This window comes from Escherichia sp. MOD1-EC5950 (assembly GCF_002965345.1).
Taxonomy (GTDB): domain Bacteria; phylum Pseudomonadota; class Gammaproteobacteria; order Enterobacterales; family Enterobacteriaceae; genus Escherichia; species Escherichia marmotae.
This window is the reverse complement of the sequence record NZ_PTSR01000045.1, coordinates 1-20,009: the sequence shown is the minus strand read 5'-3', so window position 1 is coordinate 20,009 and position 20,009 is coordinate 1. Positions and strand designations below refer to the sequence as shown.

Annotated in this window: 11 protein-coding genes and 4 pseudogenes; 3 read left to right on the top strand and 12 right to left on the bottom strand. The window is 49.4% G+C overall.

Annotated elements, in window-relative coordinates; translation table 11 throughout:
* Positions 1–121: 121 nt before the first annotated feature.
* The 7 genes and pseudogenes from BEA93_RS22925 to BEA93_RS25390 all read right to left on the bottom strand — a co-directional run.
* Positions 122–1,105, bottom strand: a pseudogene (locus BEA93_RS22925) (group II intron reverse transcriptase/maturase); the annotation flags it as partial.
* A gap of 1,374 nt (positions 1,106–2,479) precedes the next feature.
* Positions 2,480–3,451, bottom strand: coding sequence for a ParB/RepB/Spo0J family plasmid partition protein (locus BEA93_RS22905; RefSeq protein ID WP_105225112.1), 972 nt, complete (start codon positions 3,449–3,451; stop codon positions 2,480–2,482).
* Positions 3,451–4,617, bottom strand: a complete 1,167-nt coding sequence (gene sopA / locus BEA93_RS22900) for a plasmid-partitioning protein SopA (protein ID WP_105225111.1) — start codon at positions 4,615–4,617, stop codon at positions 3,451–3,453. The genes BEA93_RS22905 and sopA overlap by 1 nt, the downstream gene beginning before the upstream one ends.
* Positions 4,618–5,026: 409 nt before the next feature.
* The gene (locus BEA93_RS25860; RefSeq protein ID WP_236942079.1) at positions 5,027–5,104 is read right to left on the bottom strand and encodes a group II intron maturase-specific domain-containing protein; all 78 of its coding nucleotides are present in this window, start codon (positions 5,102–5,104) and stop codon (positions 5,027–5,029) included.
* Positions 5,105–5,400: 296 nt separating this feature from the next.
* Positions 5,401–6,074 (bottom strand): annotated as a pseudogene (locus tag BEA93_RS22890) (IS3 family transposase); the annotation flags it as partial.
* Positions 6,071–6,427: pseudogene (locus tag BEA93_RS22885) on the bottom strand (helix-turn-helix domain-containing protein); the annotation flags it as partial. The pseudogenes BEA93_RS22885 and BEA93_RS22890, both read right to left, overlap by 4 nt.
* Positions 6,428–6,590: 163 nt before the next feature.
* Entirely contained in the window at positions 6,591–6,863 is a 273-nt protein-coding gene (locus tag BEA93_RS25390) for a hypothetical protein (protein WP_016233085.1), read from the bottom strand.
* Positions 6,864–7,263: 400 nt separating this feature from the next.
* Here BEA93_RS25390 and BEA93_RS22875 point away from each other — a divergent pair, with 400 nt between their 5' ends.
* Positions 7,264–7,497 carry a hypothetical protein gene (locus BEA93_RS22875; RefSeq protein WP_024193537.1) on the top strand — a complete coding sequence of 78 codons (234 nt, stop codon included), beginning with the start codon at positions 7,264–7,266 and terminating at the stop codon, positions 7,495–7,497.
* 19 nt (positions 7,498–7,516) lie between these two features.
* Here BEA93_RS22875 and BEA93_RS22870 read toward each other — a convergent pair whose 3' ends face one another.
* The 5 genes and pseudogenes from BEA93_RS22870 to hprR all read right to left on the bottom strand — a co-directional run bounded on the left by BEA93_RS22870 (position 7,517) and on the right by hprR (position 18,884).
* Entirely contained in the window at positions 7,517–16,099 is an 8,583-nt protein-coding gene (locus tag BEA93_RS22870; RefSeq protein ID WP_105225110.1) for a GH36-type glycosyl hydrolase domain-containing protein, read from the bottom strand.
* Positions 16,100–16,254: 155 nt separating this feature from the next.
* Positions 16,255–16,413: a YnfU family zinc-binding protein gene (locus tag BEA93_RS25855; RefSeq protein ID WP_213079158.1), complete on the bottom strand. Its 159-nt coding sequence runs from the start codon at positions 16,411–16,413 to the stop codon at positions 16,255–16,257.
* Positions 16,414–16,492: 79 nt separating this feature from the next.
* Positions 16,493–16,746, bottom strand: a pseudogene (locus BEA93_RS25850) (peptidase); the annotation flags it as partial.
* A gap of 108 nt (positions 16,747–16,854) precedes the next feature.
* The gene (hprS, locus tag BEA93_RS22860; RefSeq protein ID WP_105225109.1) at positions 16,855–18,213 is read right to left on the bottom strand and encodes a two-component system sensor histidine kinase HprS; all 1,359 of its coding nucleotides are present in this window, start codon (positions 18,211–18,213) and stop codon (positions 16,855–16,857) included.
* Positions 18,213–18,884 (bottom strand): response regulator transcription factor HprR, encoded by a 672-nt coding sequence (gene hprR / locus BEA93_RS22855; RefSeq protein WP_024188661.1) that lies wholly within the window; start codon positions 18,882–18,884, stop codon positions 18,213–18,215. Before hprR ends, hprS begins: the two co-directional genes overlap by 1 nt.
* Positions 18,885–19,015: 131 nt before the next feature.
* Here hprR and hiuH point away from each other — a divergent pair, with 131 nt between their 5' ends.
* Positions 19,016–19,429 carry a hydroxyisourate hydrolase gene (gene hiuH / locus BEA93_RS22850; RefSeq protein ID WP_105225108.1) on the top strand — a complete coding sequence of 138 codons (414 nt, stop codon included), beginning with the start codon at positions 19,016–19,018 and terminating at the stop codon, positions 19,427–19,429.
* A gap of 98 nt (positions 19,430–19,527) precedes the next feature.
* The coding region (locus BEA93_RS22845) for a molybdopterin-dependent oxidoreductase (RefSeq protein WP_157945146.1) at positions 19,528–20,009 on the top strand (482 nt) is incomplete at its 3' end.

Below are 20,009 nucleotides of genomic sequence, written 5' to 3'. Positions count from 1 at the left end.
TATCAATCAATGCAGTCCATTTAATTGACGGCGGTGCACTCATGGCACGCAGGCAGTGTTGAATAAACATCCGTTTTTGGGTGTTTTTTTAATCTTTTTAGGGTTTAAATTCCTATCGATCAAGAAAATCAAATCCTTCCTCGATATGTGTGATTTTCGTCTTTTCAGGAGAAAGCATTAATCCTCTTTCAGCCATAAACCGCCTGACGACGGGTAATACCTGAGACTCAAGAAGTTCTTTTGACTCTCCAGTGATAATAAAATCATCAGCATATCTCACATAGTTAACTTTCGGGTTAACCAGTCGTCCCCTGACTGTTCTCTTTTTAAACTCCGACGCAAGAAGCGTCTCCAGTCCATCCAGAGCAATGTTAGCCAGTACAGGAGAAATTATTCCCCCCTGAGGAGTTCCTGAATTTACAGGGAATAACTGCCCATTTTCCCTGTAACCCGCTTTAAGCCACTTTGTCAGGATTTGTCTGTCTGTTGAGGTGTTATCGATTAGCCATTGATGAGATATATTGTCAAAGCATCCCCGTATATCCCCCTCAAGCACCCATTCAGCGGATGTTTTCTGCGCAAGAACACAGAAGCACTGTGCTATCGCATCTGCAGTAGACCTTCCAGTCCGAAAGCCGAAGGATCTCTGGTCAGCAGTGACTTCAGCAACGGGCTCAAGAGCCAGCAAATACAACGCCTGCATCGCCCGATCCTTCATAGTGGGTATTCCAAGGGGACGAGACTTCCCATTTGACTTAGGTATATAAACCCGCTTAAGTGGCTGTGGTTTGTAACCACGCCGTTTCAGCAGGTTAATAGCAAGAAATTTAACCTCCGGGGAAGACCATGTCTGACCATCAACCCCAGGAGTACGTTTCCCGCTATTCTCTGTAACTCGTCTGACAGCAACTGCTCTGCCACTAAACGAGTGAGTCAGTATCCATTGCAAGGATTTGACCTTGCCATGTTTACCTTCTCGTGTTGCCTTTACGATACGCGCTTGCAGTCTCCGCACTTCCCGATAGCACTGACGCCAGTTGATACTGTGCCAGGAGTCACCGTTAAGTAAGGACGCACCTTTACAGGTCGTAGCCTGCTCAGTCATCTGCTTTTCCTTTCTGGAAGATTACTCAAACTCTCTCGTAATGAAAGACCCAGTGGAAGTCTGCCCGCTTTCGCGTAGGGTAATGTTGCCGGGCTCAACCCTTATCCGGTCCATTACAGACTGGCATTCGCTTTTTCCACCTTCTTTTACCCGCACCGCCAACAGTATCCCTTGCGGTTAACCTGCCTCACGAGGCAGCGATACGGGCTTACCATGTTCCACCTGAATAACAACAGTAGGTTAGACTCTGCTCACAACACCGGTGGTTTATTGTCCGTGTACCCCTATCCAACAGAGGAGTAACCGACCACGTACCTTTTGGTTCAAGCCTGTCAGCATCTTTGGCTTGTTCTGGTTAACGACGCTTCAGCAGTTCACATATGTTAGTCATGCTACCGAGCCTAGACCTCCTCCGCCTGATGCTGGCAGATTACATGTAACCTCACGGTCTCATGCGATCCGAAGATCCGGTTTCATTGTCCTGACAGCTTCACACCCCACCGTTACCAGTGACGCATGTGTCAGTAGGCTACTGATGACGGAACATCAGGTTCCCTGACGGAAACGAACTCCGCTGGAACAATTATTCAGGCGACTTCATGTCGCACGTTGGCACACCAGTTTGGCATGGGAATTCTCCTCTCACATGCGGCCTCCATCAGGCCGTGCCGCACCTGTAACCGGGCGACCGCATACGAATGCAGGTGCGGCCCCGAAGCCGCAGCGCGTGGAGAAGGAACGACGAAGCGTGACCGGGTGAGGAGGCCGGCGACAGCGACACACTTGCATCGGATGCAGCCGGTTAACGTGCCGGCACGGCCTGGGTAACCAAGTATTTTGTCCACAGAACTGTGCGCAAAATGCTGTGGATAAGCAGGACACAGTAGCCATACAGCCGCACGCCGAGACTACTCCGTTCTACGGGTTGAAACGATATGTCAATAGTTGTTCTTGACAGGCATTAATGGAATTGTAGTCTCACGCTGATAATCTGATCGACAATACAAGTGGGACCGTGGTCCCAGACCGATAATCAGATCGACGATACGAGTAAGACCGTGCTCCCAGACCGATAATCAGGTCGACAATACGAGTGCGACCGTGCTCCCAGACTGATTATCAGACCGACAATACGAGTGGGACCGTGCTCCCAGACTGATTATCAGACCGACAATACGAGTGAGACCGTGGTCCCAGACTGATAATCAGTCCGATAATACGTGTGGGACCGTGGTCCCAGACTGGTTATCAGACCGACGATACGAGTGCGACCGTGCTCCCAGATATAATATTCAGACCAGTTAGTTATGTTTTCTAACCTGTTCTAAAGAAAATCAAGTAAAAACAGACATATGTAGACTAAAACGTGCCGCATCAAAGTGCCGTTTTTTCAAGTTCCTTAAGAATGGCTTCAATTTTCTCTATACACTCAGTTGGAACACGAGATCTATCTAGGTTTAGCACCATTTTATCGCCCTTGTACAACACTGTCGCTCCAGGAGCAAACTGATGTCGTGAGCTTAAGCTAGTTCTTGAGGCAGATGACGTTTTAAGCACAGACGTTAAAAGAGTGATGACTTCTTCAGCTTCAAATATCACTCCAGCTTTTTTCTGCTCGTGAAGGTTAGATGCCTGCTGCTTAAGTAATTCTTCTTTATCTATAAAAGCTCTTTGAAGGGCATCACCTGACCGGGCAGATAGTTCACCGGGATGAGAAAAAAGAGCAACAACTGATTTAGGCAGTTTAGCTGTGTTGATACAGCGGGTAATAACCTTACGTGAAATATTTTCCGCATCAGCCAGCGCAGAAATATTTCCAGCAAATTCATTCTGCAATCGGCCTGCATAACGCTGACCACGTTCATAAGCACTTGTTGGGCGATAATCGTTACCCAATCTGGACAATGCAGCCATCTGCTCATCATCCAGTTCGCCAACCAGAACTCGATAATCACTTTCTGTAAGTGCAGCAGCTTTACGACGGCGGCTCCCATCGGCAATTTCTATGACCCCAGACACCCTTCGACCAAATGCTGGTGTCTGCTGACCTGTCAGTAGAAAAGAAGGGATAAGATCATCCAGGGCGTCTTCGGTAAGCAGTTCCTGGTCACGTTCATTACCTGACCATACCCGAGAGGTCTTCTCAACACTATCTCCCCGGAGCACCTCAAGGGTAAATTTCACGTCCCGACCACATACAGGCAAAGTAATAGCATTGCCACGAGCCATAGCTCCTACGCGCGCAATTAACGAATCCACCATCGGTGCAGCTGGTGCCGATGACGAAGTATCCTCAACCAGTTGAGTCTTAAGCGTATGTTTTGGAATTACAGGCGCACGCTTCATTATCTAATCTCCCAGCGTGGTTTAATCAAACGATCGAAAATTTCATTGCAGACAGGTTCCCAGATAGAAAGGGCATTTCTCCAGGCACCTGTTGAAGAGCGTTGATCAATAGCCTGTTCAAAAACAGTTCTCATCCGGATCTGACCTTTACCAACTTCATCCGTTTCGCGTACAACATTTTTTAGAACCATGCTTCCCCAGGCGTCCCGAATTTGCTCCTCCATCCACGGGGACTGAGAACCATTACTATTACTGTATTTGGTAAGCAAAATACGTACATCAGGCTCGAACCCTTTAAGATCTACGCTCTTGAGCAAATCACGAAGCATATCGAAAAACTGCAGAGCGGAAGTGTAGTCGAACAACTCAGCAGGCGTGGGGACAATCAACACATCAGCAGCACATACGACATTAATCGTGCCGATACCCAGGTTAGGCGCGCTGTCAATGACAATGACATCATAGTCATGAGCGACGGTTTCAATGGCCAGTCGGAGCATCAGGTGTGGATCGGTGGGCAATTTACCTTCATCAAATTTGCCCATTAACTCCGTTTCAATGCGGTGCAGAGCTAAACAAGAAGGAATAATGTCAAGCCCAGGCCAGCAAGTCGGCTTTATTGCATAAGTGACATCGTCCTTTTCCCCAAGATAGAAGGGAAGGAGAGTATCCTCTGCATGAATATGAAGATCTGGCACCCAGCCGTGATACATCGATGCTGTTCCCTGGGGGTCGTTACCTTCCACGAGCAGAACACGTAGTCCCTTCAGAGCCAGATCCTGAGCAAGATGAACAGAAACAGAGGTTTTGTAAACGCCCCCTTTATGAGCAGCAACTCCGATCACCGGCGGAAATACGTCTTCAGCACGTCTCAGTCGCGTACCAAACACGTCACGCATATGATTAATTTGTTCAATTGTATAACCAACACGTTGCTCAACCCGCCCTCGTATTTCCATATCCGGATGCGGTAGCCGGCCTGCTTTCTCAGCATCCCTAATAGCCTGAGAAGAAACCCCAACTAAATCCGCTGCTTCGCCTATTCTCCAGCGTCGGGTGATTTTCCTCGCTTCCGGACTGTCATCATTAAACTGTGCAATAGCGATAGCCTTCGTCATTTCATGACCAGCGTTTATGCACTGATTAAGTGTTTCCATGAGTCTCATTCTGAACATCCCTTAATCATTGCTTTGCAAGTTTTTATTAAATCTTGCATTTTATTGCAAAGCAACAAAAAAAATGCAAAGACATCAAAAAACCGCAAAGTTGTTTAAAATGAGAGCAACAAAACAAAAATATAAGAAGAACACACCTTATCGATCGGCATAGGGGGCAACACAAGGCTGCCCCCTGCCACACCACCCGGCATGCGGGTTCGCACCGAGCGGTTCGAGAAGTTGAGGTTATGCGAGTCTAGAGGAGCCTAAAGCATCAAAGTAGTCGACTGTAAGTATACGGTTCAGCCCAGCTTCGCTGTGTCTCCACCAGTGCCCCGCGCCTGCGGAGGCGATTATAGACAGTTGTTCCCGTGCGCCAGTGCTTAAGCTGGATAGACCGGAGTCGGTGACGTATCTACTAATCCAGATCTTTGAATATCTTCGGGGTTCGTGCCAGTCGGAAGTAGGACTTCCAGCCTCGAAGGTATATCCGCATCCCCATTACTGTCTTATATCATTGGCGCTGACACCTGTGAGGAAACAGAGTTGAATCTCCAGACAGATAACCCGGACAGGACAGTAACGAGACAAGCCGTCAGGCCCTTCTTAAGTCACGCGCATCGGTGAGGAGGCGCCTCGCATGAAGGCGCTTCCGGCAACCGACAGGTCCAGGGCAGGACACAAAGGGTCGATCGCTGTGTGAGTCAGGATGCGGGAAGGTCTTCACTGCATCAGTAATCACACCAATCTGGTTAAACAGCAAACAGAGTGATGATAAAAACTAATACCGGCATTATTACTATCGCTGTGGAATATCCCCCTGCCGGGCTTACCACGGGTTTCCCATGCCATTTCCAGCGCTTTCATGGTAAGCCTGCTGTCCGGCGAGAACGACATGGCCCAGCCCACTGGTTTTCTTGCGAACAGGTCGAGAACAACGGCGAGGTACGTCCAGCTCTTACCCGTCCAGATATAGGTCACATCACCGCACCACACCTGATTTGGCTCGCTCACGGCGAACTGTCGTTCAAGGTAGTTAGGGATAGCAACATGTTCATGACCACCACGTTTATACCGGTGAGTCGGCTGCTGACAGCTGACCAGCCCCAGCTCTTTCATGAGCCTGCCAGCAAGCCAGCGTCCCATCTGGTAGCCTCTCCGGGTTGCGATTGTGGCGATGCTTCTTGCTCCTGCCGAACCGTGGCTGATGCCATGTAGCTCAAGTACCTGACTGCGTAATACAGCCCGTCTGCCGCCTGGTTTTTCAGGATGGTTTTTCCATTATCTGTAGCTGCTGCGATGAACTCCGAACACATGGCAGAGTGTGACCACCGGATAATACGCTCTGAGTTTCCCGATTATCGAGAACTGTTCAGGGAGTCTGACATCAAGATAGCCTTTTTTAATATTTCATTCTCCATTTCAATGCGTTGTAGCTTTTTCCTCAGCTCACGTATTTCGATTTGTCGAGCTTAACGCCCTGTGGATAGCGGAATGCGTCATTCTGTCCCCGCTTTTTGAATCGGGGAAAAGCAGCCCGCTTCTGAAAGAAATTTTTGTAGGCCCGCTCAAGGTCTTTCAGTGACTGTTGCAATAGCGGTGAGGGAGAATCTTTAATCCATTGTGTTTCATGGGCATTTTTCCACTCAACCAGCCACGAGGTCATTTTCGTGTAGGCAATATATTTATTTCCGGCCTCATGATTCTCATTCTGACGTGCCAGAGCACGATTGAAAACGAAACGACACGCGCCCGCGAAGCACCTCATTTCACGTTCCTGTTGACCATCTGCTCTTAACCGGCATTTGAGTGCCTGTAGTCATTTCATCCCGCTATTTTAAACAAAAGAAAGTTAGGAGGAAAACCGCGCCTTATATCCCTGACCAGAAGGACGGGGCTTTACGGCGCACCGAGTAAACGATTTGGAGAGTCAGAAATGAATGTAAACCAGCAAAGTTATGCTGCAAAAAATCAAGTACTTCTCATTGATATTCAAGAAATTGTCTTCTTGATTCATCATCATCAAGGTACTCAAAAGAAAGAAGCCGAATTTTGGTAAGTTTATAAAACCACTCACAATCGTTTCGTTGAATAATTTCGCCAGGTTTGAAACATATGCCTAATGCTTCCCGGATAATTGCATATTTGCCATTACTAAAACCGACCCTGTGGATACAGAAAGGCTGACCGGCCTGCCCATGACAGCTGTTCGACAGGATATGTCCTTCAATAAAAACTGACTTTTTAGATTTCATTATCATACCCTCGACAACTGCAGTACAGGAGAAATGTTGTCATTTCCCGACATCACTTACGTTAAGTGGCAGAAGCTGATCAGCTGCCGATACACCAGCATTCTGAAGATCTGAACAACAGTCCGCAGGCAGGGCACATCTTTTCTTAATTTACCTGCTTTCTGATCAGCTCTGTGTGCGCATACTAGGCAGGCAACATGAACAGGTCTTTCTTTAAAGTGCCTGAGTCCTTTTGTGTAAGACATAATTAAAGCTCTCTGAGGAATACAATAATTATTATACGCTTTAATATAATAATAACTGGTTTAAGTTCTGTTAATTTATTACTGAACCAGAAGAAGAGATATTGAAAATTAAACGTCTGATTTATGATACACTACCCTTCCGTTAGAAATTTATGATGAAATCAGATGACACCCTCGACTGGTATCCGGCACAACTACCGCCAGTGAAAATTATTCTTGGCGAAGCCGTGCTGGCTGTGGGTAAACAGGGCCGACCGATTAATACCCGCACCTTGCTGGAATACCTTCAGGTCATGCAGGACAAACAAAAAAGGCGGGATGACAAAATCGCCATGCAGACTGCGATTGATGTTCTCAGGGATAATCAGCGCATTAACGGCAGACGTTAATGCACTTCCGGGATCAGTGTCAGTTCTGAATGATCTCAACCGTATGGTTTTGTCCATCATCCTTCAGCGGTATTCTGTCATCAGGGAGGAGAACACCATCCAGCGTCACGCAATATTCTGCATCGCCACGTGAAACACTAATCTGATAATGGCTGTCACCATATTGATATGCCATAGAAAAAGACGACCACTCATCCGGAAACCGGGCATGAACACTAAAGTCAGTGCCGGAACGTTTTATCCCCAGTAATTCCTCGGTAAGTAAACGCCAGGCCCAGCCTGCGGAACCGGTATACCAGCTCCACCCTGCACGTCCGGTATGGGGAGCGACGCTGTAGACATCAGCACTCATAACATAAGGCTCAGCTTTATAAATCCCGACCAGACCCGCATTCAGGGTATGATTTACAGGGTTGAGCATTGACCAGAGTTGCCAGGCTCGTTCGGCATTCCCCATTCGGGCAAAGGCCATCACTGCCCAGATGGCGCCATGCGTATACTGCCCTCCATTTTCCCGCACACCGGGCAGGTACCCCTGTATGTAGCCCGGATTTGGACCGTGTCCGTCAAAAGGAGGCGTTAACAGTTTGATCAGCCCTCCTTCGTTATCCACAAGGTGCTTATCCAGCGCCTGCATGGCCTTTGCGCACCGTCCCGGGCTCGCGGCGCCGGACAATACAGACCAGCTCTGCGCAATCGCATCAATCCGGCAGTCCTGTGAGGTTTTCGATCCCAGGGGAGTACCATCGTCAAAATACCCACGCCGGTACCATTCCCCATCCCAGGCGTGGGCTTCGAGATTACTTTGCAGGCGCAGAGCCTGTGAACGGCACATCGCGGCGACGCTTTCATTCAGCCTGCGATCCGCCAGCGCTGCAAACCGCTGCAAAATGTCGTACAGGAAGAAGCCCAGCCAGACGCTTTCACCTTTGCCTTCGATACCCACCCGGTTCATCCCGTCATTCCAGTCACCAGCCCCCATCAGCGGCAGGCCATGCTCCCCGAAGCGAAGTCCATAGTGAATAGCTTTGACGCAGTGTAACCAGAGTGTCTCTTCGGTGCCGCTGATGACCGGCGTGTCATAGACAGACTCTTCACCAGGCTGAAGCGGGCATCCCTCCAGATAAGGAATGCGTATTTCCAGTGCATCCATATCCCCCGTCGTTTCAACATAGTGGCAAACAGCAAGCGGAAGCCAAAGATAGTCATCGGAACAGCGGGTACGCACACCGTTGCCGTGTGGAGGGTGCCACCAGTGCTGCACATCCCCCTCGATAAACTGCCGTGATGCACAGAGTATTATCTGTTCACGCATCCGGTCCGGAGCAGCGTGGTTCAGTGCCAGCGTATCCTGCAGCTGATCGCGAAAACCAAATGCACCGCCAGACTGATAGTAACCACTCCGTGCCATAAGACGACAGGCTACCGTCTGATACAACAGCCAGCCGTTAACCAGTAAATTTACGGACGTGTCGGGGGTATTAACTACGATTTTATCGAGCACATTGTGCCAGTGATTATGAATCCGGTTCAGCTCCTGGCGGACCGTATCCTCATTCATGTAGCGGGCCAGCGTCTCCTGTGCACAAACATCATTCTCCTCTGCGCCGAGGATAAAAATAAACGTCCTCTGGTCCCCGTCAATTAATGTAACCGCCGATTGCACCGCTCCGCAGGGATCCAGACCGGCCCCCGTCTTACCAGAAAGCTTTTGCAGTTTCATGGCCGACGGGGCGTGAAGGGAACCATTACGGCCAATAAACTCCCGGCGGTCCCCTGTCAGAGAACAGCCATTACCGCTGACGGCAAAAAATGCAGTTCGGCCGCCACCATTATCACCATAAAAGTTATTCGCAAGCACCCCGCAGCCGCCGGGCGTTCTGGCCACATGTGTCACAATGTGAGGGGCTGAGCGCGTTCGTGTTTCTCCGAGCGTCCACTCTACATAGCCTGTGACGGATAGTTGACGTGTCCGCCCCGAAGAGTTACTGAGCGTCAGGAGCACCAGTTTAACTGGCTCTTCTTCAGCAACCAGGACCGTCAACTCGCTGTCTATACCACTCTCACGATGGGCAAAAACGCTGTAGCCAAAACCATGGCGGGTCAGGTAATCACCGTGTCCGCGAACAGGTAAAGCCGTCGGCGACCAGCACTCCCCGCTCTCTTCATCGCGCAGGTAAAATGCCTCGCCGCTGCGATCGCTCACCGGATCGTTCTCCCACGGCGTCAACCGGTATTCATGGGCATTCTCATACCAGGTATAGGCCTGCCCTGCCTCTGAAATCACGCTGCCAAAACGGGAATTTGCCAGTATGTTCGACCAGGGAGCCGGTGTAAGCGCATTTTCCCGAAGGACGATCTGATACTCCCGCCCATCCTGAGAAAATCCACCGTACCCATTGAAATGGCATAGCTGACTGGTATCAGGGCTCCAGTCCGTATGTTGATTACGCTCGCGCACAGCACGCGGAATGAATGCCCTTGCCGGCGATTTCAGGGTATGAATACGCTGGTTAAGCTGCTCATTAATCCCCCCTGCGCGATCATCAAGATAAAGACAGGCCACGCTCATCAAAAGCAACTTATCCTCAGCGGAGAGATGCTCACCGTTGCGGACAAAAAGCCCACCCTTTTTATCCAGCAGACTGGCTTCAGACCCGGCATAAATTAACTCCATAATCTGATTTTGTAATCCCTGCTGGTAGCCGCCGGGACTGTTATTCAGGATAACCAAATCAACATCCAGCCCTTTCTGCCTCCAGTAACGGTGTGCCTGAATCAGTGTGGTCACTGAGGTGATACTTTCCTCGCTGGTTATACTCAGCAGCACTATCGGCAGATCCCCTGAAATTGCCCAGCCCCACAGTCCGGACTGGCCACGCCGGTTGCGGACGATCGCCTGGCCTTCGGCGCGCAGCTCCTGGACAGGGTAAAGCACAGCGCTGGCGAGACTATTGAACAACGTGGCATCATCTTCACTGGCGTTCATCTGGCGCAATACCACCAGACTGTGAGACCAGGCCAGTTCAAAGACGCGATCGGCGATAGGGTAATCGCGATATTTCTCCAGCAACGCCAGGCTCTGCTGACGGGTCTCGCTGATGCCATAAATGATATCAATCGTAACCGGCTGCCCCGGCTGCAGAATGATGGCGTTGCGAATTGCCAGTATCGGATCCAGCACCGAGCCCGACGTGTTGCCTAGCATCCCTCCCGCCTCTATTGCCTGTGCATTCGCAGGGTTTCTGCCACGTCCAATAAACCTTGCCCTGTCCGTTTCAAACGACACGTTATGTCGGTTATCGCCGTGCACCACCATCATGTGAAACAGGCAAGGGGCCGGTTCATCCGGTGAGCACGGGCGCCGGTGGCAAAGAATAGCGTCACGCTCAGGAGCCAGCTCAGTCTGAATAAACAAATTGCTGAATGCCGGGTGTGCCAGATCGCTGGCATCAGGTGCCAGTACCACTTCAGCATAGGTTGTCAGCTCCAGAGAGCGAGGCTTGCGACCACGATGGATCAGCGTGAGCCGTCGCAATTCAACATCATCCTCCGGAGAGATCACCACCTGAGTTTTGAGGCTGAGTCCCCCGAAGCTGCGTCTGAATTCTGCCCCCGCATCGATGAACAACACTTCCTCGTCTTGTCCGCTGGTGTAGCCTGTTGGTTGCCAGGTATTGCTCCACACATCTCCCGTCTGGGTATCGCGGATGTAGCAGAATGCTCCCCAGTTATCACGGGTGGCATCACTGCGCCAGCGCGTCAGTGCGATATCATTCCAGCGACTGTAACCACCGCCGCCCGCGGTCAACATCAGATGATAATGGCCGTTGGACAGGAGTTGAATATCCGGGGCGGGGGTATCCACGCTATAGAAAATACGGGGTTCATAGCGAACGGGTTTGACCCTGCCCTCATGAGATTCAAAATGACGGCGCGGACTGTACAGATCGACCGCATCCGGCACGCGCTCCTGTAACAGCAGACTCGCTGACCGGAATACCGTGCTGGACATAAAGCGTTCAGTCATGGGGGCGTCAAGCAGCACATGAGCCAGCGCCTGAAATGCCATACCCTGGTGATGCGCCATCCAGGACTGTACCACCGCATAGAGCTGACCGGTTGCAAGACGTGAAGGGGTATAGTCCAGCGCTTCATAAAAACCGTATTCTCCGCGTGCACCATTTTTTTGCAGCCTGAACAGGTTCTCACAGGCTCTCTGTGGGGAAACCATCAGCGCCAGCAGCGTGGCGTAAGGAGCAACAACCATGTCATCGGCAAGTCCCCTGCGCAGACCGAGCCCCGGTACGCCAAATGCCTGATACTGATAATTATGCTGAACATCAAAAGCATGATAGCCAGACTCTGAAACACCCCATGGTACCCCGCGTTCTTTCCCCCAGTGAATCTGGCGCATAACTGCCGACTGACTCATTTCATCGAGCAGGCTGCCGGGCCAGGTGGGCATCACCAGATTCGGCATCAGATATTCAAACATGGATCCGCTCCATGACATCAGGGCAGTTTCATTATCAATCGTGGTAAACAATCGACCCAGCGCGTACCAGCTTTTAAGAGGCAGCTGATTAGTCGCAATGGCAAGAAAACTGGTCAGGCGGATTTCAGACGGCAGGAGATCGTAGTGGCTCTTGTCAGGCATATTGGTGTCACAGTTATAACCGACGCTGAGCAGACTGGTTGCTTCACTGTACAGAAAGGCGAAATCCATCCGGGCATGCTCATCCAGCCGCTGTTCCAGCTCGGTGATAATATTGAGTCGCATTCGGGCCTGCTCCGCCACTGACGCCGGAGCCATTCCTGTACCGGTTAATGTCGGACGGGCAAGCTCGCTCAGCGTCGGCAGCGTCTGTTCATTCCAGGATGCAGGCAACCAGCCAAGCAACAGAGACCACTCATGGCAAAGCTGAACCAGTTGACGCTCCAGATGTCCAGCCCAGCGCATCTGAAGAGGAGATCCCTGATGACATGCGCTGGTCAGATGGTTGCACTGGGTGCGCATGCTTTTCAGTTCGCTGAAAAGCGCCTGCGGAGAGAGCGACACCGCGTTCAGGCAATGCTTGCGCAGCAGTCTCAGGCTGTCAGGTGGGTTCTTATCCCACTGTTTTTCCAGAATATCCAGCGTATCGTTCAGTCCTGCCAGTATCTGTTGGTTGCTTAAAACAGGCTGATGACGCATGGCGGACAGACCTGCACGCAGGGTCAATAAATGCCCGGCCATATTGCCGCTGTCCACGCTGGAGATATAGCGTGGACTTAGGGGGGCCAGCGTACGGGTGTCATACCAGTTGTAGAGATGGCCCCGGTAGTGCTCCATTTTATCCATCGTGTCGAGCGTGAGCGACACGCGCCGGAGCACCTCTCCGCCAGGCAGGTAGCCAAAGTCCCATGCCGTCAGGTTAGCCATAAGTGAAAGACCAATATTGGTAGGAGAAGTTCGGTGTGCCACCGTCGGTTGTGGTATTTCCTGATAATTATCAGGCGGAAGCCAGTTCTCTTTTGCTGTGGCAAATGTTTCAAAAAAAGCCCAGATTTCACGGCTTGTCTGGCGTAACAGCTGTTTTTGTTCCTGATTAGGCGAAAAAACCTTACGCACGGGCTGGCGACTCAGCCAGCTCATCAGCAGTGGTGCCACACACCATACCAAACCGATCGGTAACGCAATCCCCAGCAGCTGTGGGGCAAATTGTCCGGTCAGTATTGTCAGCGCCACGCCACCGGCAACGTTCAGCCACATCGCCTGATAAAAACGTGCAACAGTGGGTCTGGCCTGACTGCTGTCCTGGCTGTGGCTGACCCACTGGCTGAGGTGACGCCTGCTTATCCCCAGTCGCCATAGCGTCACGGCGATCGCTTTCAGCGAATATCCGGCTTCGTGCGGCAGTATCGCAAAATTAAGGCTGATACCTGACAGACGCTTTAGCGCGCCCGCCCCCACCAGTAACAGATGCGGCTTCAGGCGGCGGCGCAGAGGTTTATGGAGAAGGTCATGGGTGATGCATAGGATGGCTGGCAACAGCCATATCAGCAACAGTATGCCCAGCCAGTAAACCGGATTGGGTACCCAAAGCAGAGTGAAGAACAGCAATACCAGTAAGGAGGGGGCGACCAGACTGCGACGTAGATTATCGAGTAATTTCCAGTAAGAAAGCGCGGTCAGCGGATTCCTGCCCCGGGTTCCATCGGCTTTTCTGACGCGTGGTTTTAGCCAGTTAAGTAGTTGCCAGTCACCCCGGATCCAGCGTGAACGTCGTGCAACATCCGACAGATAATTATTAGGGTACTGTTCGTACAGTAACACCTCGCTCAGCAGACCCGAACGTGTATAGCATCCTTCAAGCAGATCGTGGCTGAGTACCAGATTTTCCGGGCAGATGTTGGTAGTGGCCTGCATAAAAATATCAACCTCGTAAATCCCTTTGCCCACAAACGAGCCTTCCCCAAAGAGATCCTGATAAATATCCGAAGACATCATCGAATAAGGGTTATTGCCCGGTACGCTGCTGCGCAGGGCTGCGTAACGCCCCTGACCGTTGCGTGGTATCTCCTCCGCAAGACCGGGCTGTAAAATACCGAATCCTTTGACAACCCTCTGGCGTACCGGATCATACTCAGGAGTATTCAGCGGATGCGCCATCGTCGCGACGAGTTTGTGTGCCGTATCGCGCGGGAGCACCGTATCGCTGTCCAGGGTAATGACGTATTTTATGTGACCCGGTAAAAGGTGGGCAGGCATCTCTGCAACGCTGACGAATTGCGTTCCGGGATGGCGCAACCAGCTGTTCAGTAACGCCAGTTTTCCCCGCTTGCGTTCATAGCCCATCCACGCTCCTTCCGAGGGGTTCCATTCAGGCTGACGATGTAACAGATAAAAACGTGGTCGGCTGGAGGGGTAGCGGCGATTAAGCGCCTGCGTATCGGCGATAGCCTTTCTGAGCAGCGCATGACTTTCCGGCGAGGGTTCATTTTCAGAATCAGCAAAATCAGTGAGCAGCGCGAACCTGAGATTTTCGTTTTCATTCCCCAACCAGCAGACTTCAAGACTGGTGAGGAGCTGGCTGAAACTTTCGTGGCTGGTCAGCATGCAGGGAATGACTAACATGGTGGCACTGTCAGCGGGAATACCGGCTGAAAAATCCATCCCCGGCAAGGGTCGAGGAACGCGAAAACGGGTGGTTGCATCACTGAGTAAATCGCTCATTAACTGAGTTAAAGCGATAATCAGAGGTAATATCACAGCGATCAATAGCCATTCTGCGCCCTGCATGGCGGTTTCGTGCAATATTGCTGCGGTCGCTGCGGTTGTCAGCAACGCCAGGCTGCCAAGCCATGACAGCAGGGTTATTCTGTTGAAACTGTGCCGCAAGCGTATGAGCCTTGAGGCGTCTGCCAGGAGATGAATATCCAGCGCCTGTCGACCTTCGCCCGCAAGATAATAACCAACATGATGTTCCGGTGTATCGGGCGCTTTTTCCTCTGAAAGCGCCAGCACCTTCTCAGCAACCTCAGGCTCGCTGAGACCGCTGTCTCTGGCCAGAACCTCAACTACGTGCCGGTAATGATCCCGGGTATTGAAGTGCATCCGGGGATAGATGCTGGCAGGATCATTGCGTAATGTCTGTTCGACAACGCTTATCGTTTCGGCGAAATCAGCCCAGTCCGTTTCACTCACTAATCGCAGGCCCGCGATGCTGTTACTGACGGACAGCTGGCTGGCGGCAAGCTGCTGATTGAAACTATGTATGAGAACGTCAGTGGTGATCCCCTGTTCCCGAAGGCACTGATCAACCCAGGTCAGAGGTAACGACAGCGCGTTGCCATGCCCCTGCAGGCGCCGCACCAGCTCTGCGACAAACGCACTGGTTAACGGAGGTCGGGAGCGCGCCATATCGGCAACCACCATGATTAAATCACCAGGCGCACTCTCTGCGCATTCGACAATCCTTGTTATCCACGTATCGGCAAGGTTTCTGTCTTGCTGTGCTTTTATCACTTCCATACTGATACGACGAAGATTTTCAATCAGCGCCAGGCGCAGCATTCCCGGTAACGCCCAGACTTCACCCAGCGTCAGCGGTGTCACCTGTTGATAGGCAGTAAGATAGCTGGTCAGGCTGGCGGCATCCCAACGGCCATCACCGTGAGCAACTGCCTCTGACGCAATATGATAAATTCGTGGGCAATTCAGCGGCGATACCAGCGACGGAAGACCTTTACCAAAGCTTTTCGGCAGATGCTGGCGGACAGTGCGGATTTGTTCCTCAATCAGATAATAATTGTCCAGCAGCCATTCACCGGCGGGCATGATACTTGTCTTTTTACCCGCGTTAAGCTCATAGCAGTTTTGGGTAATGACGGCCTCATTGTCGCCAAGCCGTTTCAGAAGATAATAAGGATGCTTATCCGGTGATACTTTATGAGTCCGCGCCAGCTTCTGGCCGTAGCGTTCCATCTGGACGGTCGAAAAGAGTTCTGACCGCGGCGAGCTTTCACCGGCAGGATCGTTCGCTGAAAACGTTATGTTTTCGGCATCATTCATCAGAATACGTGAGCGGTTAAACCACGCTCTTGGGTTCATTTTCATAGCATTGCTCTGATGCGACGTTATCGCGCAGGAGCAGTTGCGAAATCAGTTCAGAAACGTTCTCTCAGGATGGGCGTCAGGCATCAGGGATTTAGCAGCTGCCGGAATTTAACTTAAGTATAGAGTATGGGCTCTGAGTACTGTTTTGGTTGGGACTAGCGTCGGGAGATAAACAGAGCCTTACATCCGGGGCAAGGCATGGTTTGGTTGAGCCGGATTTTTGACAACGGTTGTACTGATTTTAAGCCACAAACAGAGCCGGTGGCGGTAGACGCACCACTGAAAAATTTCATTGCGTGATTGATTATAGACATAACCATTACCCCTGCAATGAAAGTGCTTCACATATCACATGCGGTTAAGTTTTAATCTGTTTATTTTGATGCATTAAAACTCAGGAAAGTGACCTGCCTCCAGTATCAGATACAATGGGAAGTACATGCCAGCCTGGTTCATCGATTCACCGCTGGCGCGCAGAAAGAAGGTGGCTGCAGGTCTGCTGATGCAATAGCTGTTCCGCTCCAGTTCCTGCTCAGCATAATCGGTGGCAGGGACAGAAAAACTGTCAGACAGCAATCGGTAAATAACTGTCGTACGTAACCGCCGTCGCCTGAAGTGTCTGCCAGGCAGTGATAAACGGCGCTTATACAGCAGGCAGCCAACTGTCATCCTGCCAGATTTCCCCCTGCAGCGACAGTTTTCGCCTTCACATTTAGAATATATGCCAACCCCAAAAGATAAATTGTTGTCATAAATTAATATTTTTGTGGTAAGGCGATTCGAAATACATTATTTTCATTTATATAGTGATATGTGGCGCTTCCCCCATGCAATTCGGCAATCGCTTTGACTAAAGAAAGACCAAGTCCCTGACCTGCGGAATGACGCGAGTTATCTCCCCGCCAAAACCTGCGGAAGATTTTTTCCGACTCATTAATTTTCTTTCCTGGACTGGCGATATCAATATTAAGATATCCGTTGAAATCAAGAAAACTGGTTATATGAATGAGCGATTTTTCCGGTGAATATCGAATAGCGTTAACAATAAGATTCGATAACATTCGTTGTAGTAAAATTTTATCCGCAAAGATTTGCTGATTGCACTCGACCTTAAAACGAATCTCTTTCTCGTCTGAGAGATATTCAAGATAGTCTAACAAATTTCCAACTTCCTTATTGAGAGAAAGCAAATCCAGTTTCACCAAAACATTGTTTTTATCTGCTCTGGCAAGAAAAAGTATATTCTCTGTTAATCGCGAAATATTTTCCAGCTCTTCAATGTTTCCAGCGATTGTTTTTTGATATTCAGCGATACTTCTTGTTTGACTGAGCGTGACCTGATTCTGACCAAGTAATGCATTAATTGGCGTTCTAAGTTCATGAGCGAGATCGTCAGCAAATTGACTAAGGCGTTCAAAATCTTTTACTAAAGCATGATGCATTTTATTCAGCGCCTGTCCAAGAGGTTTTAGTTCACTCGGTAGTGCGCTAACCTCAACAGGTTCACGGGTATCGTTATAATTCAATGCTTCAGTTACACCACTTAACTTTTTGATCTCTCGTAATCCCGTTCTGATTAACAGCGGGCTAAGTACCGAGCACAATATAATGGCGACAATGCAAATTATAATGCTATTGATTTTATACTGTTCAAGCATGTTATGTCTTGCTGAAGCCAATTTAGCCACAGTAACCGTTAATACTGGCGAAACTTCATTAATATTAATTTGCAAAGCATCTATCTCTGTATCATTAATAATACTTCTGTAAATGCCAGGTGCGCTGATTGTCTCAGTCGCAGGTATGTTATTTAACATGTCATCACTGACATTTGTTCGGTTAACAATTTTATTGATGCCATCACCATGAATAATCAAGATATCCTGGCTAACATCCATCATCCGGTTAAAGTACACTGGTAAAGTGTCTGGATTTACTCCATCAATTAGCAACTGCTTGATCTGCGCTGTCCGGTTAATGAGCGTTGTATCATCGCGCCATTTCAACTCACTTGCCAGGCCATTATAGAGAGTCCATACAATTCCAGCGCCAGCTACAGACAGCAGTAATATAAAAAGCAAGGTTAAACGGATGGTTATAGATAATCTTTTCATTATTTTTTTACCACTACGAATGAATACCCCATCCCCCGGATTGTGGTGATTAGTTTTTCAGGAAAAGGATCATCAACTTTTGCGCGGAGCCTGCGAATGGCAACATCCACCGTATTGGTATCACTATCGAAATTGATTCCCCAAATTTCACTCGCAATAACCGTTCTGGGTATAATTTCGCCAGCTCTGGAGGCCAGTAGCCAAAGTAACTGAAACTCCTTGCGCGTCAGAGTAATACTGATATTGTTTCTACTTACACTTTGGTTGACAGAGTCCATTCTTAACCCGCTGATTTCTAATGTTGAATTCAGGGCGTGATGTTGCCTTAATTGTGCCCGAACCCTTGCCAGCAACTCAGAAAATGAAAAGGGTTTTACCAGATAATCATTTGCCCCACTGTCCAGCCCTCTGACTCTGTCATCGACAGAATCCCTTGCTGTAAGGCAAATAACGGGGGTTTGCTTTGCCGTTCGTAACGTTTGTAAGATCTTCCAGCCATCCATACCAGGAAGCATAATATCCAGAATGATCAATGCATAATCATCCTTCAGCGCAAAATAAAGCCCATCTCTGCCATCAGAAACGGCATCAATGACATAACCCGCTTCTGAAAGCCCTTGCGTTACCCATTCCTGGGTTCTTTGATTATCTTCAATAAGTAGAATCTTCATGAAAATAATATGCCATAAATCATATATTATAGAAACAGCCTGGTTCATTACAAAATTGTAATTCTGCTGTAAGGTTACCCAGACGTTTTTTCGCTATCCTCAAAGCTCATTCACATGATAAGGATATAAAAATGTTAAAGCGTTATTTACTACTCTCGGTGGCAACGGCTGCATTCTCATTACCGTCTTTGGTTTATGCCACACAACAAAACATTCTTAGCGTGCATATTTTGAACCAGCAAACAGGAAAACCTGCTGCCGATGTGACAGTCACTCTTGAAAAGAAAACGGATAATGATTGGTTACAAATTAATACCGCTAAAACAGATAAAGATGGGCGAATTAAGGCGCTGTGGCCCGAACAAACTGCGACCACGGGCGATTATCGTGTCATATTTAAAACCGGGGACTATTTCAAGAAACAAAATCTTGAAAGTTTCTTTCCTGAGATCCCCGTTGAATTTCATATTAATAAACTGAATGAACATTATCATGTGCCTTTATTGCTCAGTCAATATGGATATTCAACCTATCGTGGAAGTTAATTCATAAATATATAGATGCATATCTCTGCTTCTGTCAGGAAAGGCTTTTCCTGACAGGTTAGCTCTTGCTGATAAATAACAAAAAATCGTGATGAATTATGAAATTAAAAGAATCTGATATTACCGCCGAGTCGGCTTTTTTTATGCAACGTCGGCAAGTTCTGAAAGCATTAGGTATCAGCGCTGCAGCCCTCTCTTTACCAAACGCCGCCCATGCGGATGTGCTTAGCTGGTTTAAAGGGAACGATCGCCCATCCGCACCAACCGGAAAGCCATTAGAATTCAGCAAGCCTGCCGCCTGGCAAAATAACCTGCCACTGACGCCGGAAGATAAAGTTTCTGGCTATAACAACTTCTATGAGTTCGGACTGGATAAAGCCGATCCAGCGGCCAATGCCGGCAGTCTGAAAACTGATCCGTGGACGTTGAAAATCAGCGGTGAAGTCGCTAAACCGTTAACCCTCGATCATGATGCACTGACTCGTCGTTTCCCGCTGGAAGAACGGATTTATCGTATGCGTTGCGTAGAAGCATGGTCGATGGTGGTGCCGTGGATTGGTTTTCCGCTGCACAAATTGCT